Raw genomic sequence first — 21,458 nt, 5'->3', positions numbered from 1 at the left:
ATCCTATTCCCTCACTTTTATTCACACATCCCTCACCTTAAAAAACATATGGAAAATCAATAAGTTATTCGTAACATAAAACTAGATGGTGGGCGATGAGAGACTCGAACTCCCGACATCCTCGGTGTAAACGAGGCGCTCTACCAGCTGAGCTAATCGCCCAATATGATGATCAGCAACTGAATGGGCACTCTATTAAGGAAAAATTTTTCCAAACGCAAGAATAAAGATGTTGTTTTATGATTTTTTTAAAAAAATGCATAAGACTTCTTGACATAAACGCATGAACCGCTTACACGACCGCTTGTACTAATTCATTTGGTGCAAAGGATGCGCGGGTGTAGCTCAGTTGGTTAGAGTGCTGGCCTGTCACGCCGGAGGTCGCGGGTTCGAGCCCCGTCACTCGCGCCATTTTAAGTTTATTCCTGGAACTTCCGTTTCTTCGGGTATAGACGTGTTAATTTGCAGGGCATATAGTTGTTCAAAGTATTAGCTTGAATTCTGTTCTTGTAGTTTGGTTTATTGGGGATAGGACTTGCGTCTTTCTTTGCTCTGCGTTACCTATGCCGATAAGGAAAATATAATCTGACATGCTCTTGAAGCAGTAGGATAGAATTAACAGAACGGTTATTGCGGTTTGTTTGTTTGATCTAACTAGTGTTAACTGGTTATGTTATTCAGGCATTTCATTAAGGTGGGAGAGGATTATGACTGATTTATTGAGTTCTTATTTGCCTGTCTTAATCTTTATTATTGTTTCAGCAATTATTGCTGGCGTTCTTTTAATTATGCCTTACATTGTGGCTTATCGTTCTCCCGATCCTGAAAAATTATCGGCTTATGAATGTGGATTTAATTCGTTTAACGATGCACGTATGAAGTTTGATATTCGTTTTTATTTGGTATCGATTTTGTTTATTATTTTTGATCTTGAAGTTGCATTTCTTTTCCCTTGGGCAGTCTCATTTGGCTCGATAGGTGTATTCGGTTTTTGGTCAATGATTATATTCTTAGCACTTTTGACTGTTGGGTTTATATATGAATGGAAAAAAGGAGCTCTTGAATGGGATTGATATCTAGCGATTCAATGTTTGCTGCTCCCCAAAAAGGGATTATTGATCCCAATACCGGTGAGTTGATAAGTTCTGACGATAATTTTTTCCGTGATATTAATGCTGAATTATCGGATAAAGGCTTTTTAGTTACTTCTGCCGATGCTTTGATTACTTGGGCGCGTACTGGTTCTTTGATGTGGATGAGTTTTGGTTTGGCTTGTTGTGCGATCGAAATGATGCAATGTTCAATGCCACATTATGACAATGAGCGTTTTGGATATGCGCCGCGTGCTTCACCTCGTCAGTCCGATGTAATGGTAGTCGCTGGTACTTTAACAAATAAAATGGCACCTGCATTAAGAAAAGTTTATGATCAGATGCCAGAACCCCGTTATGTGATTTCTATGGGATCATGTGCGAACGGGGGTGGATATTATCATTATTCTTATTCAGTTGTTCGCGGGTGTGACCGTATTGTACCTGTGGATATTTATGTTCCAGGGTGTCCCCCTACGGCAGAAGCATTGCTATATGGTATATTATTGTTGCAAAAGAAAATTCGTCGTACCGGATCAATAGAGCGATAGGGAGCTTTTGTTGTTTATGAGTGAAACATTAGGAGAACTTGCTGCCTATTTGAAAAACAAATTAGGAGATAAGCTTGAAGAAGCCGTTCTTGCATTTGGCGAGTTGACTATTGTTTCGCGTCTTGATGCAATTGCGGATGTCTTAGTGTTTGTTCGTGATGATTCTCGCTGTCAGTTTATTAATATTACCGACATTAGTGGTGTTGATTATCCTTCGCGTGATAAACGTTTTGATGTCAGTTACCAATTATTATCTCCCCGTCATAATTTACGGTTGCGTGTTAAAGTGCGGACTGATGAAAATACTCCCGTTGCTTCCGCTTGCTCTATTTATCCTGGAGCAGAGTGGTATGAGCGTGAGACGTACGATATGTATGGAATTTTATTTTCAGGTCATCCGGATTTAAGGCGAATCTTAACTGATTATGGCTTTGAAGGGCATCCTTTGCGCAAAGATTTTCCTGTTACTGGATTTGTCGAATGTCGTTATGATAATGAAGCAAAGAGGGTGATTTATGAGCCTGTTGTTTTGCGACAAGAAATGCGTAATTTTGATTTTCTTTCTCCTTGGGAGGGTGCTCAATATATTTTACCCTGTGATGAAAAAGCAGATGGTTAAAAATGATATTAGAGCTGATAACGTATGGATTTAGAGCAATGAAATTCTTAAATAACCAATTATTTTAATATGATAAGAGTTTTTATTAAAATTTGATATAAAGTTTTTTTTTAGCAAGGGGTTAATTGTGGCTGAGGTCAATGTTCGAAACTTTAATATCAATTTTGGTCCGCAGCATCCTGCAGCGCATGGCGTTTTGCGCATGGTTCTGGAGCTGGACGGTGAGGTTGTTGAACGTGTAGATCCACATATTGGGCTATTACATCGCGGTACCGAAAAATTAATGGAGACCAAGACTTATCTACAGGCAGGTCCTTATCTAGATCGTTTAGATTATGTTGCTCCTATGAATCAGGAGCATGCTTTTGTACTTGCCATTGAAAAATTATTGGGTGTCGAGATTCCCAAACGAGGGCAGTTAATACGTGTTTTGTTTTCAGAAATTGGGCGCATTCTTAATCATTTACTCAATGTAACAACACAAGCAATGGATGTCGGTGCTTTGACACCGCCGCTTTGGGGGTTTGAGCAACGTGAAAGGTTAATGATTTTTTATGAGCGTGCATGTGGTGCACGTCTTCATGCAAATTATTTTCGTCCTGGTGGTGTGCATCAGGATTTACCAGAATCTTTAATTGAGGATATTGGTAATTTTATTGATCCCTTTCTTGTTTCTCTTGGTAGACTCGATGCGCTTGTAACGCCCAATCGGATTTTTAAGCAGCGTAATGTCGATATTGGCGTGGTAAGTATTGATGAAGCTTGGGCACGTGGCTTTTCTGGTGTCATGATTCGTGGAGCTGGGGTGCCATGGGATTTACGTAAAAGCCAACCTTACGAATGTTATGATGAAATGGAATTTGATATTCCTGTAGGTAAGAATAGCGATTGTTATGATCGTTATCTTATTCGTATGGAAGAAATGCGTCAATCAGCAAAAATTATGCGCCAATGTGTGGATCGTTTATTGAGTACTGAAAAAAATGGACCGGTTTCAAGTTTGGATCGCAAAATTGTGCCTCCAAAGCGGTGCGAAATGAAAAGTTCAATGGAAGCGCTCATTCATCATTTTAAGCTTTATACGGAAGGTTTTCATACTCCCCCAGGTGAAGTATACGTTGCTGTGGAAGCCCCAAAAGGTGAGTTTGGCGTCTATCTCATTTCTGATGGAACCAATAAACCTTATCGTGTTAAATTACGTGCTCCTGGCTTTGCTCATCTTCAAGCCATGGATTTTTTAACCCGAGGTCATATGCTGGCGGATGCTACAGCTATTTTAGGTTCGATTGATATTGTTTTTGGAGAGGTTGATCGCTAATGTCCGTGCGCCGTCTTGCCGATGATGTTTATCAGCCCGCAGAGTTTTCTTTTACAAAAGAAAATCAGATATGGGCAAAAAATACCATAAAAAAATATCCTGCGGGGCGTGAGCAGTCTGCTGTAATTCCATTATTAATGCGTGCTCAAGAGCAAGATGGTTGGGTGACACGTGCTGCAATTGAGCATATCGCTCAGATTCTTTCTATGGCTTATATTCGTGTTCTAGAAGTTGCGACTTTTTACACTCAGTTTCAGCTCAAGCCAGTTGGAACAAAGGCACATGTTCAGGTTTGTGGTACGACTCCTTGTATGTTACGTGGTTCTGGTGAATTGATTAAAGTTTGTCAGAAAAAAATTCACCATGAGCCTTTTGTTACCAATCAGGATGGAACTTTATCATGGGAAGAGGTAGAGTGTCTTGGTGCTTGTGTGAATGCTCCGATGGTTATGATTTTTAAAGATACTTATGAAGATCTTACAGCTGAGCGTCTTGAAGAAATTATTGATGCATTTGAAGCAGGTAAAGGTTCTGAAATAGCGGTTGGTCCGCAAAGTAGTCGTAAATCATCGGAACCGATTAGTGGTTTAACTTCTCTCCTTGATGATGAGAAAGAAAAAAAATCCCTCAAATCTTTAAAAAAAGATAAGGAAAGAATGAAAACATAATAAGTATTTTTTCTTGATGAAGATCTTTTATTATTCTACGCACTATGGCAACATTTAACGAAAAGTAAGAAATCTTGACAAGATGTTTTAAAATTGCATTTGAGGAAAAGCTAAGAATGCTAAGGAAAAAAGAAAAAAGGGTGGGGTATGCTAGCTGATAAAGATCGCATTTTCACCAATCTTTATGGCTTAAAAGATAAATCATTAAAGGCTGCGATGTTGCGTGGGCATTGGGATGGCATTAAATCGATTATCGACAAAGGTCGTGATTGGATCATTGATGAGGTGAAGGCATCGGGTTTGCGTGGACGTGGTGGTGCTGGTTTTCCTACAGGAATGAAGTGGTCTTTTATGCCAAAACAGAGTGATGGTCGACCTCATTATTTGGTTGTAAATGCAGATGAATCAGAGCCGGGAACATGTAAAGACCGTGATATTTTGCGGCATGACCCCCATACTTTGATTGAAGGATGTGCAATTGCTACTTTTGCCATGGGGGCAAATGTTGCTTTTATCTATATTCGTGGTGAATATATTCGTGAGCGTGAAGCACTTCAAGCTGCCGTTGATGAATGTTATGAAGCAGGTTTACTTGGCAAAAAAACGAAATATGGACATGCTTGTGATATTATTATTCATCATGGTGCTGGTGCCTATATTTGTGGCGAAGAAACAGCTCTTCTGGAAAGTCTTGAAGGCAAAAAAGGACAGCCTCGTCTTAAGCCACCATTTCCTGCAAATATGGGGATTTATGGCTGCCCAACAACAGTAAATAATGTAGAATCTATTGCTGTTGTTCCAACAATTTTGCGTCGGGGTGCTTCGTGGTTTTCATCGATTGGACGTGCCAATAATGTTGGAACGAAACTGTTTATGGTTTCTGGGCATGTTAATGCACCTTGTACATTTGAAGATGCTCTGGGTGTTTCATTCCGTGAATTAATTGAAAAACATACGGGTGGTATTCGTGGTGGATGGAATAATCTTTTGGCAGTTATTCCAGGAGGTGCTTCTTGCCCAGTGGTTCGTGGTGAAGATATGATTGATGCAGTCATGGATTTTGATGGTATGCGAGATGTCGGATCTTCTTTTGGCACAGGTGGTATGATTGTTATGGATAAATCGACCGATATTATCAAGGCAATTTGGCGTATAGCGGCTTTTTTCAAGCATGAGAGTTGTGGTCAGTGTACACCGTGTCGTGAAGGCACGGGTTGGATGATGCGTCTTTTAGGGCGTATGGTTGAGGGAAGAGCACAAAAACGTGAGGTTGATCTTTTGTTTGAAGTGTCTAAACAAGTTGAAGGGCACACTATTTGTGCGCTTGGTGATGCTGCTGCGTGGCCTGTGCAGGGATTGATACGTAATTTTCGTCCAGAAATTGAGCGTAGAATTGATGATTATACGCGAAATGTAGTCCAAAGCAAAAATATGGCTTTGGAAGCAGTGGGATAGAAGATTTTGTTCTAAGAGCAACAGAATGCAAGTTTTAAGTGGATTATCCGCAGGCTGGATGAGTGATGATAAATATCAAAGTTGATGGTAAAGAGATTGAAGTCCCTGATTATTATACGTTGCTTCAAGCTGCTGAGGCGGCTGGTGCTGAAGTTCCTCGTTTTTGTTTTCATGAATCTTTATCAATTGCTGGAAATTGCCGCATGTGCTTGGTTGAGGTTAAGGGGGGGCCTCCAAAACCTCAGGCCTCTTGTGCTATGGGGGTTCGCGATTTACGGCTAGGGCCTAATGGTGAGGTACCTGAAATTTTTACCAATACTGCGATGGTTAAAAAAGCACGTGAAGGTGTTATGGAATTTCTCCTTATCAATCATCCTTTGGACTGTCCTGTCTGTGATCAAGGGGGAGAATGCGATCTTCAAGATCAAGCAATGCTTTATGGGCGTGATTGTTCTCGTTATGCAGAAAATAAACGTGCTGTAGAAGATAAATATATTGGACCACTTGTGAAAACTGTTATGACACGGTGTATTCATTGCACACGTTGTGTTCGTTTTACGACGGAAGTGGCGGGTATTTCTGAGCTTGGTTTGATAGGTCGTGGTGAAGATGCTGAAATTACGACATATCTTGAAAAAGCAATGACATCTGAGTTACAGGGTAATGTTATTGATCTTTGTCCAGTCGGGGCTTTAACTTCAAAACCTTATGCATTTCATGCACGTCCATGGGAACTGGTTAAAACAGAATCAATTGATGTGATGGATGCTGTTGGCAGTGCTATCCGCATTGATAGCCGTGGTCGTGAAGTTATGCGGATTATGCCGCGTACTAATGAAGATGTAAATGAGGAATGGATTTCTGATAAGACGCGTTTTATTTGGGATGGATTACGGACTCAGCGGCTTGATAAGCCATATGTGCGCAAAGATGGAAAGCTTCAACCTGTAAGTTGGACAGAAGCTTTTGCAAAAATTAAAATGGTAATTTCTCAAGCCTTGCCAGAAAAAATTGGGGCTATTGCTGGAGATCTTGCCTCTGTTGAGGAAATGTACGCACTTAAAACATTGCTGCTTTCATTGGATTCAAAGATATTTGATTGTCGTCAAAGGGGGATGGTTTTATCTCCTGAGTTGGGACGTTCGAGTTATATTTTTAATCCAACGATTGCAGGTATTGAACAGGCTGATGCACTGCTTATCGTGGGATCTAATCCGCGTCATGAAGCCGCTGTTTTAAATGCACGTATTTTAAAGCGCCAACGGGTGGGACGGTTTCCCATTGCATTAATTGGAGAAAAGGTCGATTTACGTTATCCTTATTCTTATCTTGGATCTGGTACTGATGCATTGAGTGCACTTGTTCGTGGAGAGGATGCTTTTTTTAATGTGTTAAAAAAAGCCGAGAGGCCACTTATTCTTATCGGGGAGGGCGCTCTTTCAGGTAAAGCAGGTTTGTCTGTTTTAAAAAACCTTGCGAAATTAGCTGATAGTATTGGAGCTCTTAGCGAGGAATGGAATGGGTTTGGTGTTCTTCACAATGCTGCATCAACTGTTGGAGGATTGGATATTGGCTTTACTTCCGAGCTTGGGATTGCGCATATTATTAAAACCTGTGAAGTTTTATTTTTGCTTGGTGCTGATGAAGTAGAGTTAGCCAATACAAAAGCTTTTACAATTTATATTGGTAGCCATGGTGATAATGGGGCACATGCCGCTGATGTTATTTTGCCAGCATCAGCTTACACTGAAAAATCAGGACTTTATGTGAATACAGAAGGACGTGTTCAAATGACAAATCGGGCTGGTTTTGCCCCAGGTGAAGCAAAAGAAGATTGGGCTATTTTGCGTGCTTTATCTGATGTTTTAGGACGGAAGCTCCCTTTTGATTCACTTTCTCAATTAAGGCAGAGCTTGTTTAATGATTATCCACACCTTTGTGCCATTGATGATATAGCACCTTCGAATATAAATGATCTTAAAGCACTTGGTTCACAAATGATTATTCTCGAAACTCAAGCATTTACTTCTATGATTAAAGATTTTTATTTGACAAATCCGATAGCACGTGCTTCTGCAGTTATGGCTGAATGCTCATCTCTCGCAAAGAGTCGTGCTACGAAAGCTGTAGAGTAAAGGCAGAGGGAAAGGAATAATGATGTATGATTTCTTTATGACCTGGCTGTCGCCATTACTCATTATAGTTGGAAAAACACTTCTCCTTTTAGTTGTTCTTCTTGTTTTAGTTGCTTATCTTCTTTATGCAGATAGAAAAATTTGGGCAGCTGTGCAATTACGTCGTGGTCCGAATGTTGTTGGTCCATGGGGATTATTACAATCTTTTGCGGATTTAATTAAATTTGTTGTTAAAGAGCCTATTATCCCTGCTGGCGCTAATAAAGGTGTTTTTCTTTTGGCGCCTTTTGTATCTGCTACACTTGCTTTATCCACGTGGGCTGTTATTCCAGTTAATGAAGGCTGGGAAGTTGCGAAAATTAATGTTGGCTTGCTTTATATCTTAGCCATTTCATCTCTTGAGGTTTATGGCGTTATTATGGGTGGGTGGGCGTCCAATTCAAAATATCCTTTCTTAGGAGCTCTTCGTTCGGCTGCACAGATGGTCTCTTACGAGGTTTCAATTGGGTTTGTGCTTGTAACCGTCATTTTAGTGAGTGGTTCATTGGATCTTACAACAATTGTTCATAAACAAAGTCATGGCATTGGTACGAATCTTGGTCTTCCTTTTAACAGTTTTCTTGATTGGAATTGGTTAGTGCTTTTCCCAATGTTTATTATATTTTTTATTTCTGCACTGGCGGAGACAAATCGTCCTCCTTTTGACTTAGTCGAAGCTGAATCAGAACTTGTAGCTGGTCATATGGTTGAGTATTCTTCAACACCTTACATGCTTTTTTTCCTTGGTGAATATGTTGCTATTGTTTTAATGTGTGCATTAACAACCATTTTATTCTTAGGCGGTTGGTTGCCTCCCTTGGATGTTTCGTGGCTTAATTGGGTTCCTGGCATTATTTGGTTTGTTCTAAAGGTTTGTTTTGTGTTTTTTTGGTTTGCTATGGTTAAAGCATTTGTTCCGCGCTATCGCTATGATCAGTTAATGCGACTTGGTTGGAAGATATTTCTTCCTCTTTCATTGGCGATGGTTGTAATAACTGCTGCTTTCTTAAAATATAATGGTTTTGCTTAAGAGGAGGTCTTTATATGTCAGGTCTTATTCAAGCAGCAAAATCACTCCTTTTATTGGAATTTGTGAGTGCTTTTTTCTTGGCAATGCGTCAGTTTTTTTCACCAAAACCTACGATCAATTATCCTTATGAGAAGGGGGTTGTTTCTCAGCGTTTTCGTGGTGAGCATGCGCTACGTCGCTATCCAAATGGTGAAGAACGGTGTATTGCGTGTAAATTGTGTGAAGCAATTTGTCCTGCTCAAGCTATTACAATTGAAGCAGGACCACGGCGCAATGACGGTACGCGTAGAACTGTCCGTTATGATATAGATATGGTTAAATGTATTTACTGCGGTTTTTGTCAAGAAGCATGTCCGGTTGAAGCCATTGTCGAAGGTCCTAATTTTGAGTTTGCCACGGAAACACGTGAAGAACTTTATTATGATAAAGAAAAGCTTTTATTGAATGGAGATCGCTGGGAGCGAGAAATCGCTCGGAATATATTGATCGATGCACCTTATCGTTAAATGTATCGTTGAATGAAGTGTCGGATAATTTTTCCGGTAAATTGTAATCTGGTATAAGTCTTATACCAATTGTTTGATGAGTTGAGGAGAAGCCTATGCTAACAGATCTAGCGGCGGCATTTTTCTATTTGTTTGCTTTTATTATGCTTGCGAGTGCGGTTGTTGTTATTACAGCGCGCAATCCAGTGCATTCAGTCTTGTTTTTAATATTGGCATTTTTTAATGCTTCTGCTTTGTTTTTGCTTGCAGGAGCAGAATTTTTAGGGCTTATTCTGCTCGTTGTTTATGTTGGGGCTGTTGCTGTTTTGTTTTTATTTGTGGTTATGATGCTTGACGTTGATTTTGCTGAGTTAAAAAGTGGTGCACTTCAGTACGCTCCTATTGGAGTTTTTATTGGAGTTGTTGTTGCCGTAGAATTGATGGTTGTTTTTGTTAGCAGCCATTTTTCTCCAATTCTTAGATCACATATTATGCAACCAATGCCAGATTTAGCGCTGCGGACAAATACACAGGCGTTAGGCGATATCCTTTACACGGATTATGTTTTCTACTTTCAAATTGCTGGAATAATTTTATTGGTTGCGATGATTGGTGCTATTGTTTTGACACTTCGTCATAAATCAGGTGTAAAGCGACAGTCTATTGCAGTGCAAGTTTCTAGAACAGTAGAAGATGCAATTGAAATCAAAAAAGTTGAATCAGGTAAGGGTGTTTAAGGGGGGGGCATGCACATTGATATCACTCATTATCTGATTGTTTCTGCTCTAATGTTTACAATTGGTATTGCTGGAATTTTTCTCAACAGAAAAAATGTGATTATTATCTTGATGTCTATTGAGCTTATATTGCTTTCAGTTAATCTCAATTTTGTTGCATTTTCAGCGTTTCTTCATGATCTTGTTGGTCAGATATTTGCTTTATTTATTTTAACAGTAGCAGCTGCTGAAGCGGCAATTGGTTTAGCAATTCTTGTGGTTTTTTTCCGTAATCGTGGTTCTATTGCGGTTGAAGATGTTAATGTAATGAAAGGCTGACCAGTGATGTATTATACGATCGTCTTTCTTCCACTTTTGGGCTTTTTAATTGCTGCACTAGGTGGAAAAACCATAGGAGATCGAGCGAGTGAATTGGTAACATGTAGCTTTATGGTGATTGTCGCCATATTGTCGTGGGTAGCCTTTTTCAGTATTGCACTTGGTCATGCTCCAACAGTTGATGCATTGGTATTACATTGGCTTACCGTCGATGGATTAACTTTTGATTGGGCTTTGCATGTTGACACATTAACAGTTGTTATGCTTGTTGTTGTAAACAGTGTTTCGGCATTAGTGCATATTTATTCAATTGGTTATATGCACCATGATCCTTCAAGATCTCGTTTTTTTTCTTATCTTTCTTTATTTACATTTATGATGCTTATGTTGGTGACATCCAATAATTTGATTCAGATGTTTTTTGGATGGGAAGGTGTGGGGCTTGCTTCTTATTTGCTCATTGGTTTTTGGTTTCAACGAGATTCTGCGAACAGAGCGGCAATGAAGGCTTTTGTGGTTAATCGTGTTGGAGACTTTGGCTTTCTCTTAGGAATTTTTAGTATTTTTGTTTTATTTCAATCTGTTGATTTTGCTTCTATTTTTGCAAAAGCTGCTGACAATAATTTTGTACAAAGTGTGACGTTTGGCAATTGGCATCTTGATGGACAGACAGCCATTACTGTTACATGCTGTTTGTTATTTATTGGTGCTATGGGGAAATCAGCGCAATTTCTTTTACATACATGGCTCCCTGATGCAATGGAGGGACCGACACCTGTATCAGCACTTATTCATGCAGCAACAATGGTAACTGCTGGCGTCTTTATGGTTGCGCGGATGTCACCAATTTTTGAACTTTCTTCAACTGCTTTGACAATCATTATTATTGTTGGAGCAACAACTGCTTTTTTTGCAGCAACTGTCGGGTTAGTGCAAAATGATATTAAGCGTGTTATTGCTTATTCTACATGTTCGCAACTTGGTTATATGTTTGTTGCATTAGGTGTTGGAGCTTATGGAGCGGCTATTTTCCATCTCTTTACCCATGCTTTTTTTAAGGCTTTATTATTTCTTGGTGCAGGTTCCGTGATACATGCAGTATCTGATGAACAAGACATGCGAAAAATGGGGGGATTGCGTAAACATATACAAGCAACTTATTGGATGATGATCATAGGAACGATTGCATTGACTGGTGTTGGAATTCCTGGAACACTTTTCGGCACAGCGGGTTTTTTCTCGAAAGATGCGATTATAGAAGCTTCTTTTGCATCGCATAATATTGCTTCGGGATATGCTTTTTGGCTTCTTGTTTTTTCAGCTTTATTAACAAGTTTTTATTCGTGGCGGCTTATATTTATGACATTTCATGGTAAACCACGGGCAACTGTTGATGTTATGCACCATGTGCATGAATCTCCACCAGTCATGTTGATTCCACTCTTTATTTTATCTATTGGAGCAATATTTGCGGGTTTCATTTTCCAACCTTATTTTTTTGGTGATTTGTATGATGCTTTTTGGAAGGGGGCGTTATTTACAAATAGCCATAATCATATTCTTCACGATGCGCATAATGTATTCACTTGGGTAAAATGGTCACCATTTATAGCAATGGTTCTCGGGCTTATGTTAGCCTATTTATTCTATATTTCTATACCTTCTCTTCCAAAGAAATTGGCTGGGGTTATGCCTAGAGTGCATCAATTTCTTTACCAAAAATGGTATTTCGATCAATTATATCACTTTTTGTTTGTTCGTTCTGCTTTAAGAATTGGTTTCTTTCTTTGGAAAGTGGGTGATGGCACGATTATTGATGGTTTAGGTCCAAATGGTATTGCCGCACGTGTTGTTGATATTACAAATAGAGTTGTTCGGATGCAGACAGGCTATCTTTATCATTATGCATTTGCAATGCTTATTGGTATTGCCGCGCTTATCACATGGATGATGATCGGGAGTGTAAACTGATGACTGATTGGCCTATTCTTTCTACAGTTACCTTTTTACCGCTTGTTGGTGTGATTCTGATTTTATTTATCAAAGACGATAGCGAAGTAGCACGACATAATATCCGCAATGTAGCATTTTTTACAAGTGTTTTTGTTTTCATTATTTCGCTAATTATTTGGGCTGGTTTTGATCATACAAACGCTCATTTTCAAATGGTTGAGAAATTCAATTGGTTAGGAGGGGGGATTAGCTATCATATGGGGGTTGATGGTATTTCTATTCTTTTTGTTGTTCTTTCGGCTTTTCTTTTGCCTTTCTGTATTTTAGCAAGTTGGGAGAATATTAAAGATAGATTAAAAGCTTATATGATTGCTTTTCTGCTTCTTGAAGTTGCGATTATTGGAGTCTTTTGTGCTCTTGATGCAATATTGTTTTATGTTTTTTTTGAAGGTAGCCTTATTCCAATGTTTATTATTATAGGTGTTTGGGGTGGGGCACGTCGCGTTTATGCGAGTATGAAGTTTTTTCTTTATACTTTACTTGGCTCAGTGCTTATGCTGGTTGCTATTATGGTTATGTATTGGGAAGCAGGAACACTCGATATACCAACTTTATTAACTTACCGATTTCCAGCACATATGCAAATGTGGTTATGGCTTGCATTTTTTGCTTCTTTTGCGGTTAAAATGCCTATGTGGCCAGTCCATACTTGGTTACCTGATGCACACGTAGAAGCACCGACAGCTGGTTCTGTTATTTTAGCCGGTGTATTACTCAAGTTAGGAGGTTATGGTTTTCTTCGTTTTTCTTTGCCAATGTTTCCACTTGCCTCAGCTGATTTTGCTCCTTTGGTTTTTACATTATCGCTTATTGCGATTATTTATACATCGCTAGTTGCTCTTGTTCAAAATGATATAAAGAAACTTATTGCTTATTCCTCAATAGCACATATGGGATATGTGACTATGGGCATTTTTGCTGCGAATGAACAGAGTATCCAAGGAGCTATTTATCAAATGCTATCGCATGGAATTGTTTCAGCAGCTTTATTTCTTTGTGTCGGGGTTATCTACGATCGTTTGCATACACGTGAAATTTCAGCTTTTGGTGGTTTAGTGAATAACATGCCCAAATATGCTGTTGTTTTTTTGATCTTCACGATGGCAAATGTTGGTTTACCTGGCAGCTCAGGATTTTTGGGAGAATTTTTAACCTTAATAGGTGTTTTTGAAGTAAATAAATTGGTTGTCGTTTTTGCTACAACCGGTGTTATTTTATCAGCTGCTTATGCACTTTATCTTTATCGGCGTGTGGTTTTTGGTTCCTTGGATAAAGAGAACTTGAAAGTACTTCTTGATCTCTCTTTAAGAGAGAAAATCATTCTTTATCCGATGGTTATTCTTACAATATTTTTTGGTATCTATCCAACATCTATTCTTAAAGCAACGGCGTTTTCTGTAGAAGCCCTCATCAATAAACTACACTAGATTAAGAGAAGAATGCTCATGCAAACTGAAATAATAGCTCAATTAGTGTTAATTTTTCCAGAAATTTTAATAGCATTGGGGGCGATAGTATTGCTTTTGATTGGTGTTTATTCCAATGCACGTTCCTTTTTAACTGTAACTGGTTTGGCCATTGCCCTTGTTGTTGCAGCCATTGTTATTATCGTTGTTTTTCCGAAAGGTGGTTTATTTCAAAACAATGCGCTTATTATTGATTCTTTCGGCCGTTATATGAAAATTTTAACGCTTATTGGTGCTCTCTTTGCCCTTATTATGTCTGTCAATTTTACCTGTACGCATAAGTTTGATATATTTGAATTTCCAGTGCTCGTTCTTTTAGCAACCCTTGGCATGATGTTTATGATTTCGGCTGGTAATATGCTGTCACTTTATATGGGATTAGAACTACAATCCTTGGCTTTATATGTTTTAGCTGCGATTAATCGTAATAATGTAAAATCTTCTGAGGCTGGTATAAAATACTTTGTTTTGGGAGCATTGTCTTCAGGATTATTACTTTATGGTATTTCTTTGATTTATGGTTTTACTGGTCAAATTGGTTTTCGCGAAATTGCTGTTGCTTTAAAAGGTGAAAGTTTACAACTGGGTGTTATCTTTGGAATTGTCTTTATTTTGGCTGGTTTGGCTTTCAAAATTTCTGCTGTTCCATTTCATATGTGGACGCCTGATGTTTACGAGGGAGCTCCCACACCGATTGCGGCATTTTTTGCTGGTGCTCCTAAAGTTGCGGCAATGGCCTTAATTGTTCGTATTATTGTTATGACTTTCATTCCTCTAGGCAGTTCCGATGGCTCTATGCCTGCATGGCAGCAAATTTTAGTGTTTATGGCAATTGCATCAATGATACTCGGTGCATTTGCTGCAATTGGCCAGAGCAATATTAAGCGTTTAATGGCTTATTCATCAATTAGTCATATGGGATATGCGCTTGTTGGTTTAGCTGCTGGAGATATGCTTGGGGTAAAAAGCGTTATTCTTTATATGACCATTTATCTTAGTATGACGATTGGTTCATTTGCCTTTATTCTTGGAATGCGCTCTAGTGGTGGAAATGTTGAAAATATTTATGATCTTTCAGGGTTGGTAAAGACAAATCCATTTATGGCTGTTGTGATGACTATACAGCTTTTTTCTTTAGCAAGTATACCCCCTATGGCTGGTTTTTTTGGAAAGTGGTATACATTTTCTGCCGCTGTTCATGCTGGACTTACTCCACTTGCTGTCGTTGGTATGATAGCATCTGTTGTTGGAGCTTTTTACTATTTGCGAGTCATCAAAATTATGTGGTTCGATGAAGCAAAGGTACATTTTATTGCTTTGTCCAATGAGCTTCAATTTTGTCTTGGTTTTTCTGCATTATTCATTTTGTTTTATACGCTTTTGGGAATTTGGTTTGCTGAGTTGGCAGAAAAAGCCGCAGCCGCATTGTTTTAATAAATATGGTTTATATCTTATCAGATTTTGCACAAAAACAAGGATACACTGTTGAATCTTACGGAACTGTTGATTCAACAAATCTCGTTGCACAGCGAAAAGCACAAACTTGTCATAAAGGTTATCACTGGGTTGTTGCACAAGAACAATCACAGGGAAGAGCAAGAAGAGGTAGAAAATGGTCTAGTCCGAAAGGGAACCTTTATTCTAGTCTTTTATTAACTGATGATATTGTTCATCAAACTGCTGCTCAGCTTGGTTTCGTTGCTGGAGTCAGTGTAGTAGAAGCAGTAAAACAATTTATAAAAAAAGATGAAAAACAAACCAACAGTATCGTTAGCTTAAAGTGGCCAAATGATATTTTGCTAGGAGGCGCTAAAAGCTCTGGAATTTTGCTTGAGATATTCAAATTGCCATCACAACAATATGCATTGGTTATTGGTATTGGAATAAATGTAAAATATAACTATGAAGATGCACCATATCCCACTTCAAGCCTAAAAAATGTCGGTTTGCATGTTGATGCAGAACAGTTATTTACAGTTTTAACTGAATATTTTTCTAAAAATTATCTCCTTTGGAAGCAGTCAGGAGGATGCGATGTAATCCGCAAAAAATGGCTTTTATACTCTGCTCACCTTGGGCAGCATGTTAAAATAATCAATGATGAAAAAATCATCGAAGGTATTTTTGATGGTCTTGATAACGATTTTAACTGCATCATAAAACAAAAAAGTGGTCAGCACGCAATTATAACAGCTGGAGATGTGCATTTTGGTTCGGCTGCTTCTATTAATGCAGGTCGTTATTAATTGATAAATTTTTATTTCACCATCAGATTATCTTAATGATTTAGGAGATATTTATGGTTGCGGCCCACAAGAATGAATTTGTTTTTTTACCTTTGGGAGGAGTAGGTGAAATAGGGATGAATCTCGCTGCTTATGGATTTGGTCCCGAAAATCTTCGTGAATGGCTTCTTGTTGATATGGGTGTTAGTTTTGCTGGACCTGAATTACCAGGGGTAGATCTTATTTTGCCTGATATTCGTTTTCTAGAAAGTGAGAAACATAATATCCGTGGTCTTGTTCTAACACATGCTCATGAAGATCATTATGGTGCTGTCCTTGATTTATGGCCAAAGCTTAAAGTTCCAGTTTACTGTACTCCTTTTACGGCAGGATTATTAGAGAGTAAAAAGCAATCAGATTTTGGATCTCATAAAATTTCGTTGAATATTTTTCAAGCTGGTGATTGTTTTCAGGTTGGTTCCTTTGCAATCGAGGCTATTGCCGTTAGTCATTCAATTCCAGAATCTGTATCTTTAGCAATTACAACATCTTTAGGCACGGTGATTCATACTGGTGATTGGAAAATTGATCATACACCTTCGCTTGGAGCTGTAACGGATGAAAAACGGTTTCGCGCTTTGGGCAAAAAAGGTGTTTTAGCATTGCTTTGTGATTCCACGAATGCATGTAAAGATGGTATATCACCATCAGAGCAGCAAGTTCAGATGAGTCTCTCTGAAATTATTTCGAAAGCTGAAGGGCGTGTTGCACTTGCAACTTTTGCATCTAATGTTGGTCGGATACGTTCAATTGCTCTTGCAGCTGAATCTGTTGGGCGCCAAGTTCTTGTCATTGGGCGTTCTCTTAAGCGAAGTATCATGGTTGCACAAGAGCTTGGTTATATGAACGGTTTAGCGCCATTCGTTTCTGAGGAAGATTATGGTTACATTCCACGAAAAGATATCGTTTTAATCGTAACTGGTAGTCAAGGTGAGCCGCGTGCTGCCTTAGCTAAACTGTCGCGAAATGAAATGAGAAATATTGCACTTTCTGCGGGTGATATCGTTATTTATTCTTCACGGAGTATTCCAGGAAATGAAAAATCTATTATTGAGATACAAAATCGTTTTATAGATTTGGGGATTAAAACAATTACGAATGAAGATGCTCTTGTTCACGTTTCAGGACATCCTCGCCGTTCAGAACTTTTACAGATGTATGATTGGATAAAACCACAGATACTGGTTCCTGTACATGGTGAGGCAATGCATCTTGCTGCTCAAGCGACTTTAGCACGTCAAGCAGGTATTGGAATTATTGCTAATATTAGAAATGGTAGTATGCTGCGTCTTGCACCAGAGCCTGTAGAAGTTATTGATCAAGTTCCCGTTGGTAGGATCTATAAGGATGGTTGCCTTATTGGTGATGAAGATGCACTAGGGATTCGTGAACGCCGCAAATTAAGTTATGCTGGCCATGTTGCTGTTTCTTTTCAAATGAATAGCAAACACGATCTAGAGGGTGATATTGGTTTGACTACATCTGGTTTACCTGAAACTAATGGAAAAGGTGAACGTTTGAAAGATATTCTTTTAGATGTTGTGGAAAATACTCTTTATAATATTCCACGCGTTAAAAGAAAAAATAATGAACTTATTCGTGAAGCAACACGGCGCGCAGTGAGAGCAGCCATTAATGAAGTTTGGCAAAAAAAGCCTATTTGTACAGTTTTTTTACACCGGTCAAAATAAAGCATTTCAATATTACGTTATTTCTTTTTAATGAAAGAAAGAGAAAAGAGAATTATCAGATCATTTTATCGCTAAAAACAAACAGAATAGAAATAGATCACATGAATTTCTCACCAATGTGATCGTTATGTTTGCAAGCATTCAGAATGTGGCTATAGATGAGCATATGGTAATTAAAATTATTTTAACACAATAAGCTTAGTTAGGAGTTAGTTATTTAATGCGTCTTTCTCAATATTTCTTGCCACTTTTAAAAGAGAATCCTAAAGAAGCAGAGATTGTTTCTCATAGGCTCATGTTGCGTGCTGGTATGATTCGCCAACAAACGTCAGGGATTTATTCTTGGCTTCCTTTGGGTAAAAAAGTGCTTGATAAAGTTTGTAGAATTATACGTGAAGAACAAGAACGAGCTGGTGCTATAGAAATATTGATGCCTACAATTCAATCTGCGGATCTTTGGCGTGAAAGTGGTCGTTATGATGATTATGGTTTGGAAATGCTCCGGATTAAAGATCGTCAAAAGCGTGATTTACTTTATGGTCCGACTAACGAAGAAATGGTGACAGATATTTTTCGCTCATATATTCGTTCTTATAAAGATCTTCCACTCAATCTATACCATATTCAATGGAAGTTTCGTGATGAAATTCGTCCGCGTTTTGGTGTGATGCGCTCACGAGAATTTTTAATGAAAGATGCTTACTCTTTTGATCTTGATTATGAAAGCTCTAAAACATCTTATAATCGTATGTTTGTTGCCTATTTACGTACTTTTTCTTGTCTTGGCTTAAAAGCAATTCCTATGCGTGCTGATACAGGTCCAATTGGTGGTGAACTCAGTCATGAATTTATTATTTTGGCTGAAACGGGAGAGAGTGCTATATTTTGTGATAAAAAATTTCTTGAACTTACTGTTCCAGACAGTTCGATTGATTTTAGTGATAAAGCTGTTCTAGCTGATATCGTTAAACAGTGGACATCTTTTTATGCAGCAACAGAAGAAATGCATAATGAAGAAGAATGGATTAAGGTTCCTGATAATAACCGCCTCTCAGCTCGTGGGATTGAAGTAGGACATATTTTTCACTTTGGTACAAAATATTCTGCCCCAATGGGCGCAAAAGTTATGGGACAAGATGGAAAGGAGCACCTAGTCTCTATGGGATCATATGGTATTGGACCTTCACGTCTTGTTGCTGCAGTTATTGAAGCTTCTCATGATGAAAATGGTATTATTTGGCCAAAGTCGATCGCACCATTCGATTGTGGTATCATTAATATGAAACCAGATGATGAGAAATGTACTCATACATGTGAAATGCTCTATCAAGAATTAAAGCGTGCTGGTTTTGACCCATTATTAGATGATAGGAATGAGCGTCCTGGATCAAAATTTGCAATAATGGATTTAATTGGTTTGCCAACACAAATCATTGTTGGACCTAAAAGCGTCGCCCAAAATGAAGTTGAAATTAAAGATCGAAAAACGGGTGTTAAAAAATCTCTAACGGTTGAAGCTGTACTCAACCAGTTTTCTATATTTTGATAGGCAATATTATGAAGTGGTTGGGGAGTAAATGGTTTTCATCTTATGAATGGATGATTGCTTTTCGTTATATGATTCCTAATAAAAAACATGTCGTTGCATCTGTTATTTCAATCATTTCTCTCATTGGAATTATGTTAGGAGTATTTGCTCTTGTTGTTGTTATGGCAGTAATGAATGGTTTTCGTACAGAACTTCTCAACCGTATTCTTGGCATGAATGGGCATCTTATTGTTCAAACAATTGATTCTGGTTTTTCTAATTATAATGCTCTTATTTCTTCTTTAGAATCTATAGAAGGTGTGAAATTTGCTTTGCCTGTTGTTGAAGGTCAAGCGCTTGTGCAGGGTGAATTTCAAGGAGGATCTGGTGCTTTAGTGCGTGGTATGCGCAAACAAGATTTAGAGAAGCTTAAAACAGTATCCAAGAACATTAAATTAGGATCCCTTGCTCAATTCGATAAAGAAGAGGGTATTGCAATTGGAAGTGGTTTAGCAGAAAAATTAGGGCTTACTGTTGGGAGTGATCTTCGTATTATTACACCAGATGGTGATGAGACTCCTTTTGGGATTACACCACGTGTTAAAGCTTATAAAGTAAATGCTATTTTTGAAGTTGGTATGTCTGAATATGATTCAATATTTATTTTTATGCCTCTCCATGAAGCACAAATGTTTTTTAATTTGGGGGATAAAGTTCAGTCTTTAGAGTTATTTCTGAATAAACCTGATGCTGTTGATCGAATAAAACCAGTTGTAGAGAAAGCTATCGATCAACAAGTCTATTTAATTGATTGGCGTGTGCGCAATCAGGCTTTTTTTTCAGCCTTACAAATTGAACGCAATGTTATGTTCTTCATTCTTTCTCTGATTGTCCTTGTGGCTGCTTTGAATATTATTTCAGGGTTGATTATGCTTGTAAAAGATAAAAGCCATGATATTGCTATTTTGCGCACGATGGGCGCACAAAAAGGTGCGATTCTACGCATATTTATTGTCACTGGTATGATGATTGGATTTCTTGGAACAATATTGGGTTTAGTTTTCGGTATTATAGCAACCGCCAATATAAATCATATTCAAGATTTTGTCTCTTGGTTATTTAATGTTGATGTTTTTAATCCTCAACTTTATTTTTTAACAAAATTGCCTGCACAAATTGAGTGGGGAGAGACAGTCATGGTTGCTGTAATGGCTTTATTTTTGTCATTCCTTGCCGCTCTTATTCCTGCATGGCGTGCTGCTAAGTTAGATCCCGTGCAAGCTTTGAGGTATGAATAATGGCAGCTATTTTAGAGCTTGTAGAGATTGAGCAATATTTTTTTGAGAGTAATAAACCTCTCATGATTTTAGATAAAGCGAACTTTATCCTTAATCGCGGGGAACTTGTTGCACTTGTTGCACCATCTGGTGCTGGGAAATCAACACTTCTTCACATCGCCGGATTATTGGAAAAACCAACCGGTGGTGATGTAATGTTACGAGGTATTTCTTGTGCAAAACGCTCTGATAGTGAGCGAACAACTATAAGACAAAATGATATCGGTTTTGTCTATCAATTTCATCACTTGCTTCCAGAATTTACAGCTTTAGAAAATGTCATGATACCGCAAATGATAGCAGGATTTAAAAAATCCATAGCAGAAGATCGTGCACTTAAATTACTGAAATATTTACGTATTTCTCATCGCGCCAGCCATCGTCCATCGGAATTATCGGGTGGCGAACAACAACGCGTTGCTATTGCGCGTGCAGTCGCAAATGGTCCTTCGGTTCTTTTAGCTGATGAGCCTACTGGGAATCTTGATCCTGTAACTTCAGCTTATGTATTCCAAGCTTTGTCTGCACTTGTTCGTCAATCTGGTCTCTCTGCTCTTATTGCAACACATAATTATGGTTTAGCTAAACAAATGCATCGTCGAATTACACTTAAGGAAAAAAAGATTATTGAACTCCCTTAGAATAAGGTAAAAAAAACTATTCTACAAATTGAATATCGTATCTATATCACT

At 38.4% G+C, this 21,458-nt stretch carries 19 protein-coding genes and 2 tRNA genes; 20 read left to right on the top strand and 1 reads right to left on the bottom strand.

The window, feature by feature from the left end; all coding sequences use genetic code 11:
• Positions 1-86: 86 nt before the first annotated feature.
• Positions 87-162: transfer RNA gene (locus MCQ_RS07330), tRNA-Val, on the bottom strand.
• Between the two features lie 172 nt (positions 163-334).
• Here MCQ_RS07330 and MCQ_RS07325 point away from each other — a divergent pair.
• The 20 genes from MCQ_RS07325 to MCQ_RS07230 all read left to right on the top strand — a co-directional run bounded on the left by MCQ_RS07325 (position 335) and on the right by MCQ_RS07230 (position 21,407).
• Positions 335-411 (top strand) — tRNA-Asp (locus MCQ_RS07325).
• Between the two features lie 296 nt (positions 412-707).
• Positions 708-1,073 carry an NADH-quinone oxidoreductase subunit A gene (locus MCQ_RS07320; protein WP_006924522.1) on the top strand — a complete coding sequence of 122 codons (366 nt, stop codon included), beginning with the start codon at positions 708-710 and terminating at the stop codon, positions 1,071-1,073.
• The gene (locus MCQ_RS07315) at positions 1,064-1,642 is read left to right on the top strand and encodes a NuoB/complex I 20 kDa subunit family protein (protein ID WP_006924519.1); all 579 of its coding nucleotides are present in this window, start codon (positions 1,064-1,066) and stop codon (positions 1,640-1,642) included. Before MCQ_RS07320 ends, MCQ_RS07315 begins: the two co-directional genes overlap by 10 nt.
• Before the next feature lie 16 nt (positions 1,643-1,658).
• Entirely contained in the window at positions 1,659-2,261 is a 603-nt protein-coding gene (locus tag MCQ_RS07310; RefSeq protein ID WP_006924515.1) for an NADH-quinone oxidoreductase subunit C, read from the top strand.
• 127 nt (positions 2,262-2,388) lie between these two features.
• Complete coding sequence (locus MCQ_RS07305; protein WP_006924513.1) at positions 2,389-3,579, top strand: NADH-quinone oxidoreductase subunit D; 1,191 nt, start codon at positions 2,389-2,391, stop codon at positions 3,577-3,579.
• On the top strand, positions 3,579-4,247 hold the full coding sequence (gene nuoE / locus MCQ_RS07300) for an NADH-quinone oxidoreductase subunit NuoE (protein WP_006924512.1): 669 nt from the start codon (positions 3,579-3,581) through the stop codon (positions 4,245-4,247). The genes MCQ_RS07305 and nuoE overlap by 1 nt, the downstream gene beginning before the upstream one ends.
• Before the next feature lie 147 nt (positions 4,248-4,394).
• Entirely contained in the window at positions 4,395-5,702 is a 1,308-nt protein-coding gene (gene nuoF / locus MCQ_RS07295; RefSeq protein ID WP_006924511.1) for an NADH-quinone oxidoreductase subunit NuoF, read from the top strand.
• A 65-nt stretch (positions 5,703-5,767) separates the two neighbouring features.
• Positions 5,768-7,837 (top strand): NADH-quinone oxidoreductase subunit NuoG, encoded by a 2,070-nt coding sequence (nuoG, locus tag MCQ_RS07290; protein ID WP_006924510.1) that lies wholly within the window; start codon positions 5,768-5,770, stop codon positions 7,835-7,837.
• A gap of 22 nt (positions 7,838-7,859) precedes the next feature.
• A complete protein-coding gene (gene nuoH / locus MCQ_RS07285) occupies positions 7,860-8,906 on the top strand; it encodes an NADH-quinone oxidoreductase subunit NuoH (RefSeq protein WP_006924509.1) in 1,047 nt (348 codons plus the stop codon).
• 14 nt (positions 8,907-8,920) lie between these two features.
• The gene (gene nuoI, locus MCQ_RS07280; RefSeq protein WP_006924508.1) at positions 8,921-9,412 is read left to right on the top strand and encodes an NADH-quinone oxidoreductase subunit NuoI; all 492 of its coding nucleotides are present in this window, start codon (positions 8,921-8,923) and stop codon (positions 9,410-9,412) included.
• A 95-nt stretch (positions 9,413-9,507) separates the two neighbouring features.
• The gene (locus MCQ_RS07275) at positions 9,508-10,128 is read left to right on the top strand and encodes an NADH-quinone oxidoreductase subunit J (protein ID WP_006924507.1); all 621 of its coding nucleotides are present in this window, start codon (positions 9,508-9,510) and stop codon (positions 10,126-10,128) included.
• A gap of 9 nt (positions 10,129-10,137) precedes the next feature.
• Positions 10,138-10,446, top strand: coding sequence for an NADH-quinone oxidoreductase subunit NuoK (gene nuoK / locus MCQ_RS07270; protein ID WP_004860043.1), 309 nt, complete (start codon positions 10,138-10,140; stop codon positions 10,444-10,446).
• A 6-nt stretch (positions 10,447-10,452) separates the two neighbouring features.
• Positions 10,453-12,417, top strand: a complete 1,965-nt coding sequence (gene nuoL / locus MCQ_RS07265) for an NADH-quinone oxidoreductase subunit L (protein ID WP_006924502.1) — start codon at positions 10,453-10,455, stop codon at positions 12,415-12,417.
• Entirely contained in the window at positions 12,417-13,886 is a 1,470-nt protein-coding gene (locus MCQ_RS07260; protein WP_006924501.1) for an NADH-quinone oxidoreductase subunit M, read from the top strand. The genes nuoL and MCQ_RS07260 overlap by 1 nt, the downstream gene beginning before the upstream one ends.
• A gap of 18 nt (positions 13,887-13,904) precedes the next feature.
• The gene (nuoN, locus tag MCQ_RS07255; RefSeq protein ID WP_006924496.1) at positions 13,905-15,359 is read left to right on the top strand and encodes an NADH-quinone oxidoreductase subunit NuoN; all 1,455 of its coding nucleotides are present in this window, start codon (positions 13,905-13,907) and stop codon (positions 15,357-15,359) included.
• Positions 15,359-16,171: a biotin--[acetyl-CoA-carboxylase] ligase gene (locus tag MCQ_RS07250; RefSeq protein WP_199805763.1), complete on the top strand. Its 813-nt coding sequence runs from the start codon at positions 15,359-15,361 to the stop codon at positions 16,169-16,171. Before nuoN ends, MCQ_RS07250 begins: the two co-directional genes overlap by 1 nt.
• A gap of 53 nt (positions 16,172-16,224) precedes the next feature.
• Positions 16,225-17,901 (top strand): ribonuclease J, encoded by a 1,677-nt coding sequence (locus tag MCQ_RS07245; protein ID WP_006924494.1) that lies wholly within the window; start codon positions 16,225-16,227, stop codon positions 17,899-17,901.
• Positions 17,902-18,121: 220 nt separating this feature from the next.
• A complete protein-coding gene (gene proS, locus MCQ_RS07240; RefSeq protein WP_006924493.1) occupies positions 18,122-19,447 on the top strand; it encodes a proline--tRNA ligase in 1,326 nt (441 codons plus the stop codon).
• A gap of 11 nt (positions 19,448-19,458) precedes the next feature.
• Positions 19,459-20,727 carry a lipoprotein-releasing ABC transporter permease subunit gene (locus MCQ_RS07235; RefSeq protein WP_006924492.1) on the top strand — a complete coding sequence of 423 codons (1,269 nt, stop codon included), beginning with the start codon at positions 19,459-19,461 and terminating at the stop codon, positions 20,725-20,727.
• Complete coding sequence (locus MCQ_RS07230) at positions 20,727-21,407, top strand: ABC transporter ATP-binding protein (protein WP_006924491.1); 681 nt, start codon at positions 20,727-20,729, stop codon at positions 21,405-21,407. The genes MCQ_RS07235 and MCQ_RS07230 overlap by 1 nt, the downstream gene beginning before the upstream one ends.
• Positions 21,408-21,458: the final 51 nt, after the last annotated feature.

Source organism: Candidatus Bartonella washoeensis Sb944nv, from assembly GCF_000278135.1.
Classification (GTDB): domain Bacteria; phylum Pseudomonadota; class Alphaproteobacteria; order Rhizobiales; family Rhizobiaceae; genus Bartonella; species Bartonella washoeensis.
Note: the sequence above shows the minus strand (reverse complement) of the source record. Positions and strands in the feature narration are given on the sequence as shown.

Bases quoted from the DNA above. Each gene is read 5' to 3' on its own strand.
- nuoN (WP_006924496.1), top strand. From the start codon at position 13,905: ATGCAAACTGAAATAATAGCTCAATTAGTGTTAATTTTTCCAGAAATT.
- nuoI (WP_006924508.1), top strand. From the start codon at position 8,921: ATGTCAGGTCTTATTCAAGCAGCAAAATCACTCCTTTTATTGGAATTT.
- nuoF (WP_006924511.1), top strand. From the start codon at position 4,395: ATGCTAGCTGATAAAGATCGCATTTTCACCAATCTTTATGGCTTAAAA.
- MCQ_RS07235 (WP_006924492.1), top strand. From the start codon at position 19,459: ATGAAGTGGTTGGGGAGTAAATGGTTTTCATCTTATGAATGGATGATT.
- nuoH (WP_006924509.1), top strand. From the start codon at position 7,860: ATGTATGATTTCTTTATGACCTGGCTGTCGCCATTACTCATTATAGTT.
- MCQ_RS07310 (WP_006924515.1), top strand. From the start codon at position 1,659: ATGAGTGAAACATTAGGAGAACTTGCTGCCTATTTGAAAAACAAATTA.
- MCQ_RS07260 (WP_006924501.1), top strand. From the start codon at position 12,417: ATGACTGATTGGCCTATTCTTTCTACAGTTACCTTTTTACCGCTTGTT.
- MCQ_RS07315 (WP_006924519.1), top strand. From the start codon at position 1,064: ATGGGATTGATATCTAGCGATTCAATGTTTGCTGCTCCCCAAAAAGGG.
- proS (WP_006924493.1), top strand. From the start codon at position 18,122: ATGCGTCTTTCTCAATATTTCTTGCCACTTTTAAAAGAGAATCCTAAA.
- MCQ_RS07275 (WP_006924507.1), top strand. From the start codon at position 9,508: ATGCTAACAGATCTAGCGGCGGCATTTTTCTATTTGTTTGCTTTTATT.
- MCQ_RS07320 (WP_006924522.1), top strand. From the start codon at position 708: ATGACTGATTTATTGAGTTCTTATTTGCCTGTCTTAATCTTTATTATT.
- nuoK (WP_004860043.1), top strand. From the start codon at position 10,138: ATGCACATTGATATCACTCATTATCTGATTGTTTCTGCTCTAATGTTT.
- MCQ_RS07230 (WP_006924491.1), top strand. From the start codon at position 20,727: ATGGCAGCTATTTTAGAGCTTGTAGAGATTGAGCAATATTTTTTTGAG.
- nuoE (WP_006924512.1), top strand. From the start codon at position 3,579: ATGTCCGTGCGCCGTCTTGCCGATGATGTTTATCAGCCCGCAGAGTTT.
- MCQ_RS07245 (WP_006924494.1), top strand. From the start codon at position 16,225: ATGGTTGCGGCCCACAAGAATGAATTTGTTTTTTTACCTTTGGGAGGA.
- nuoL (WP_006924502.1), top strand. From the start codon at position 10,453: ATGTATTATACGATCGTCTTTCTTCCACTTTTGGGCTTTTTAATTGCT.
- nuoG (WP_006924510.1), top strand. From the start codon at position 5,768: ATGATAAATATCAAAGTTGATGGTAAAGAGATTGAAGTCCCTGATTAT.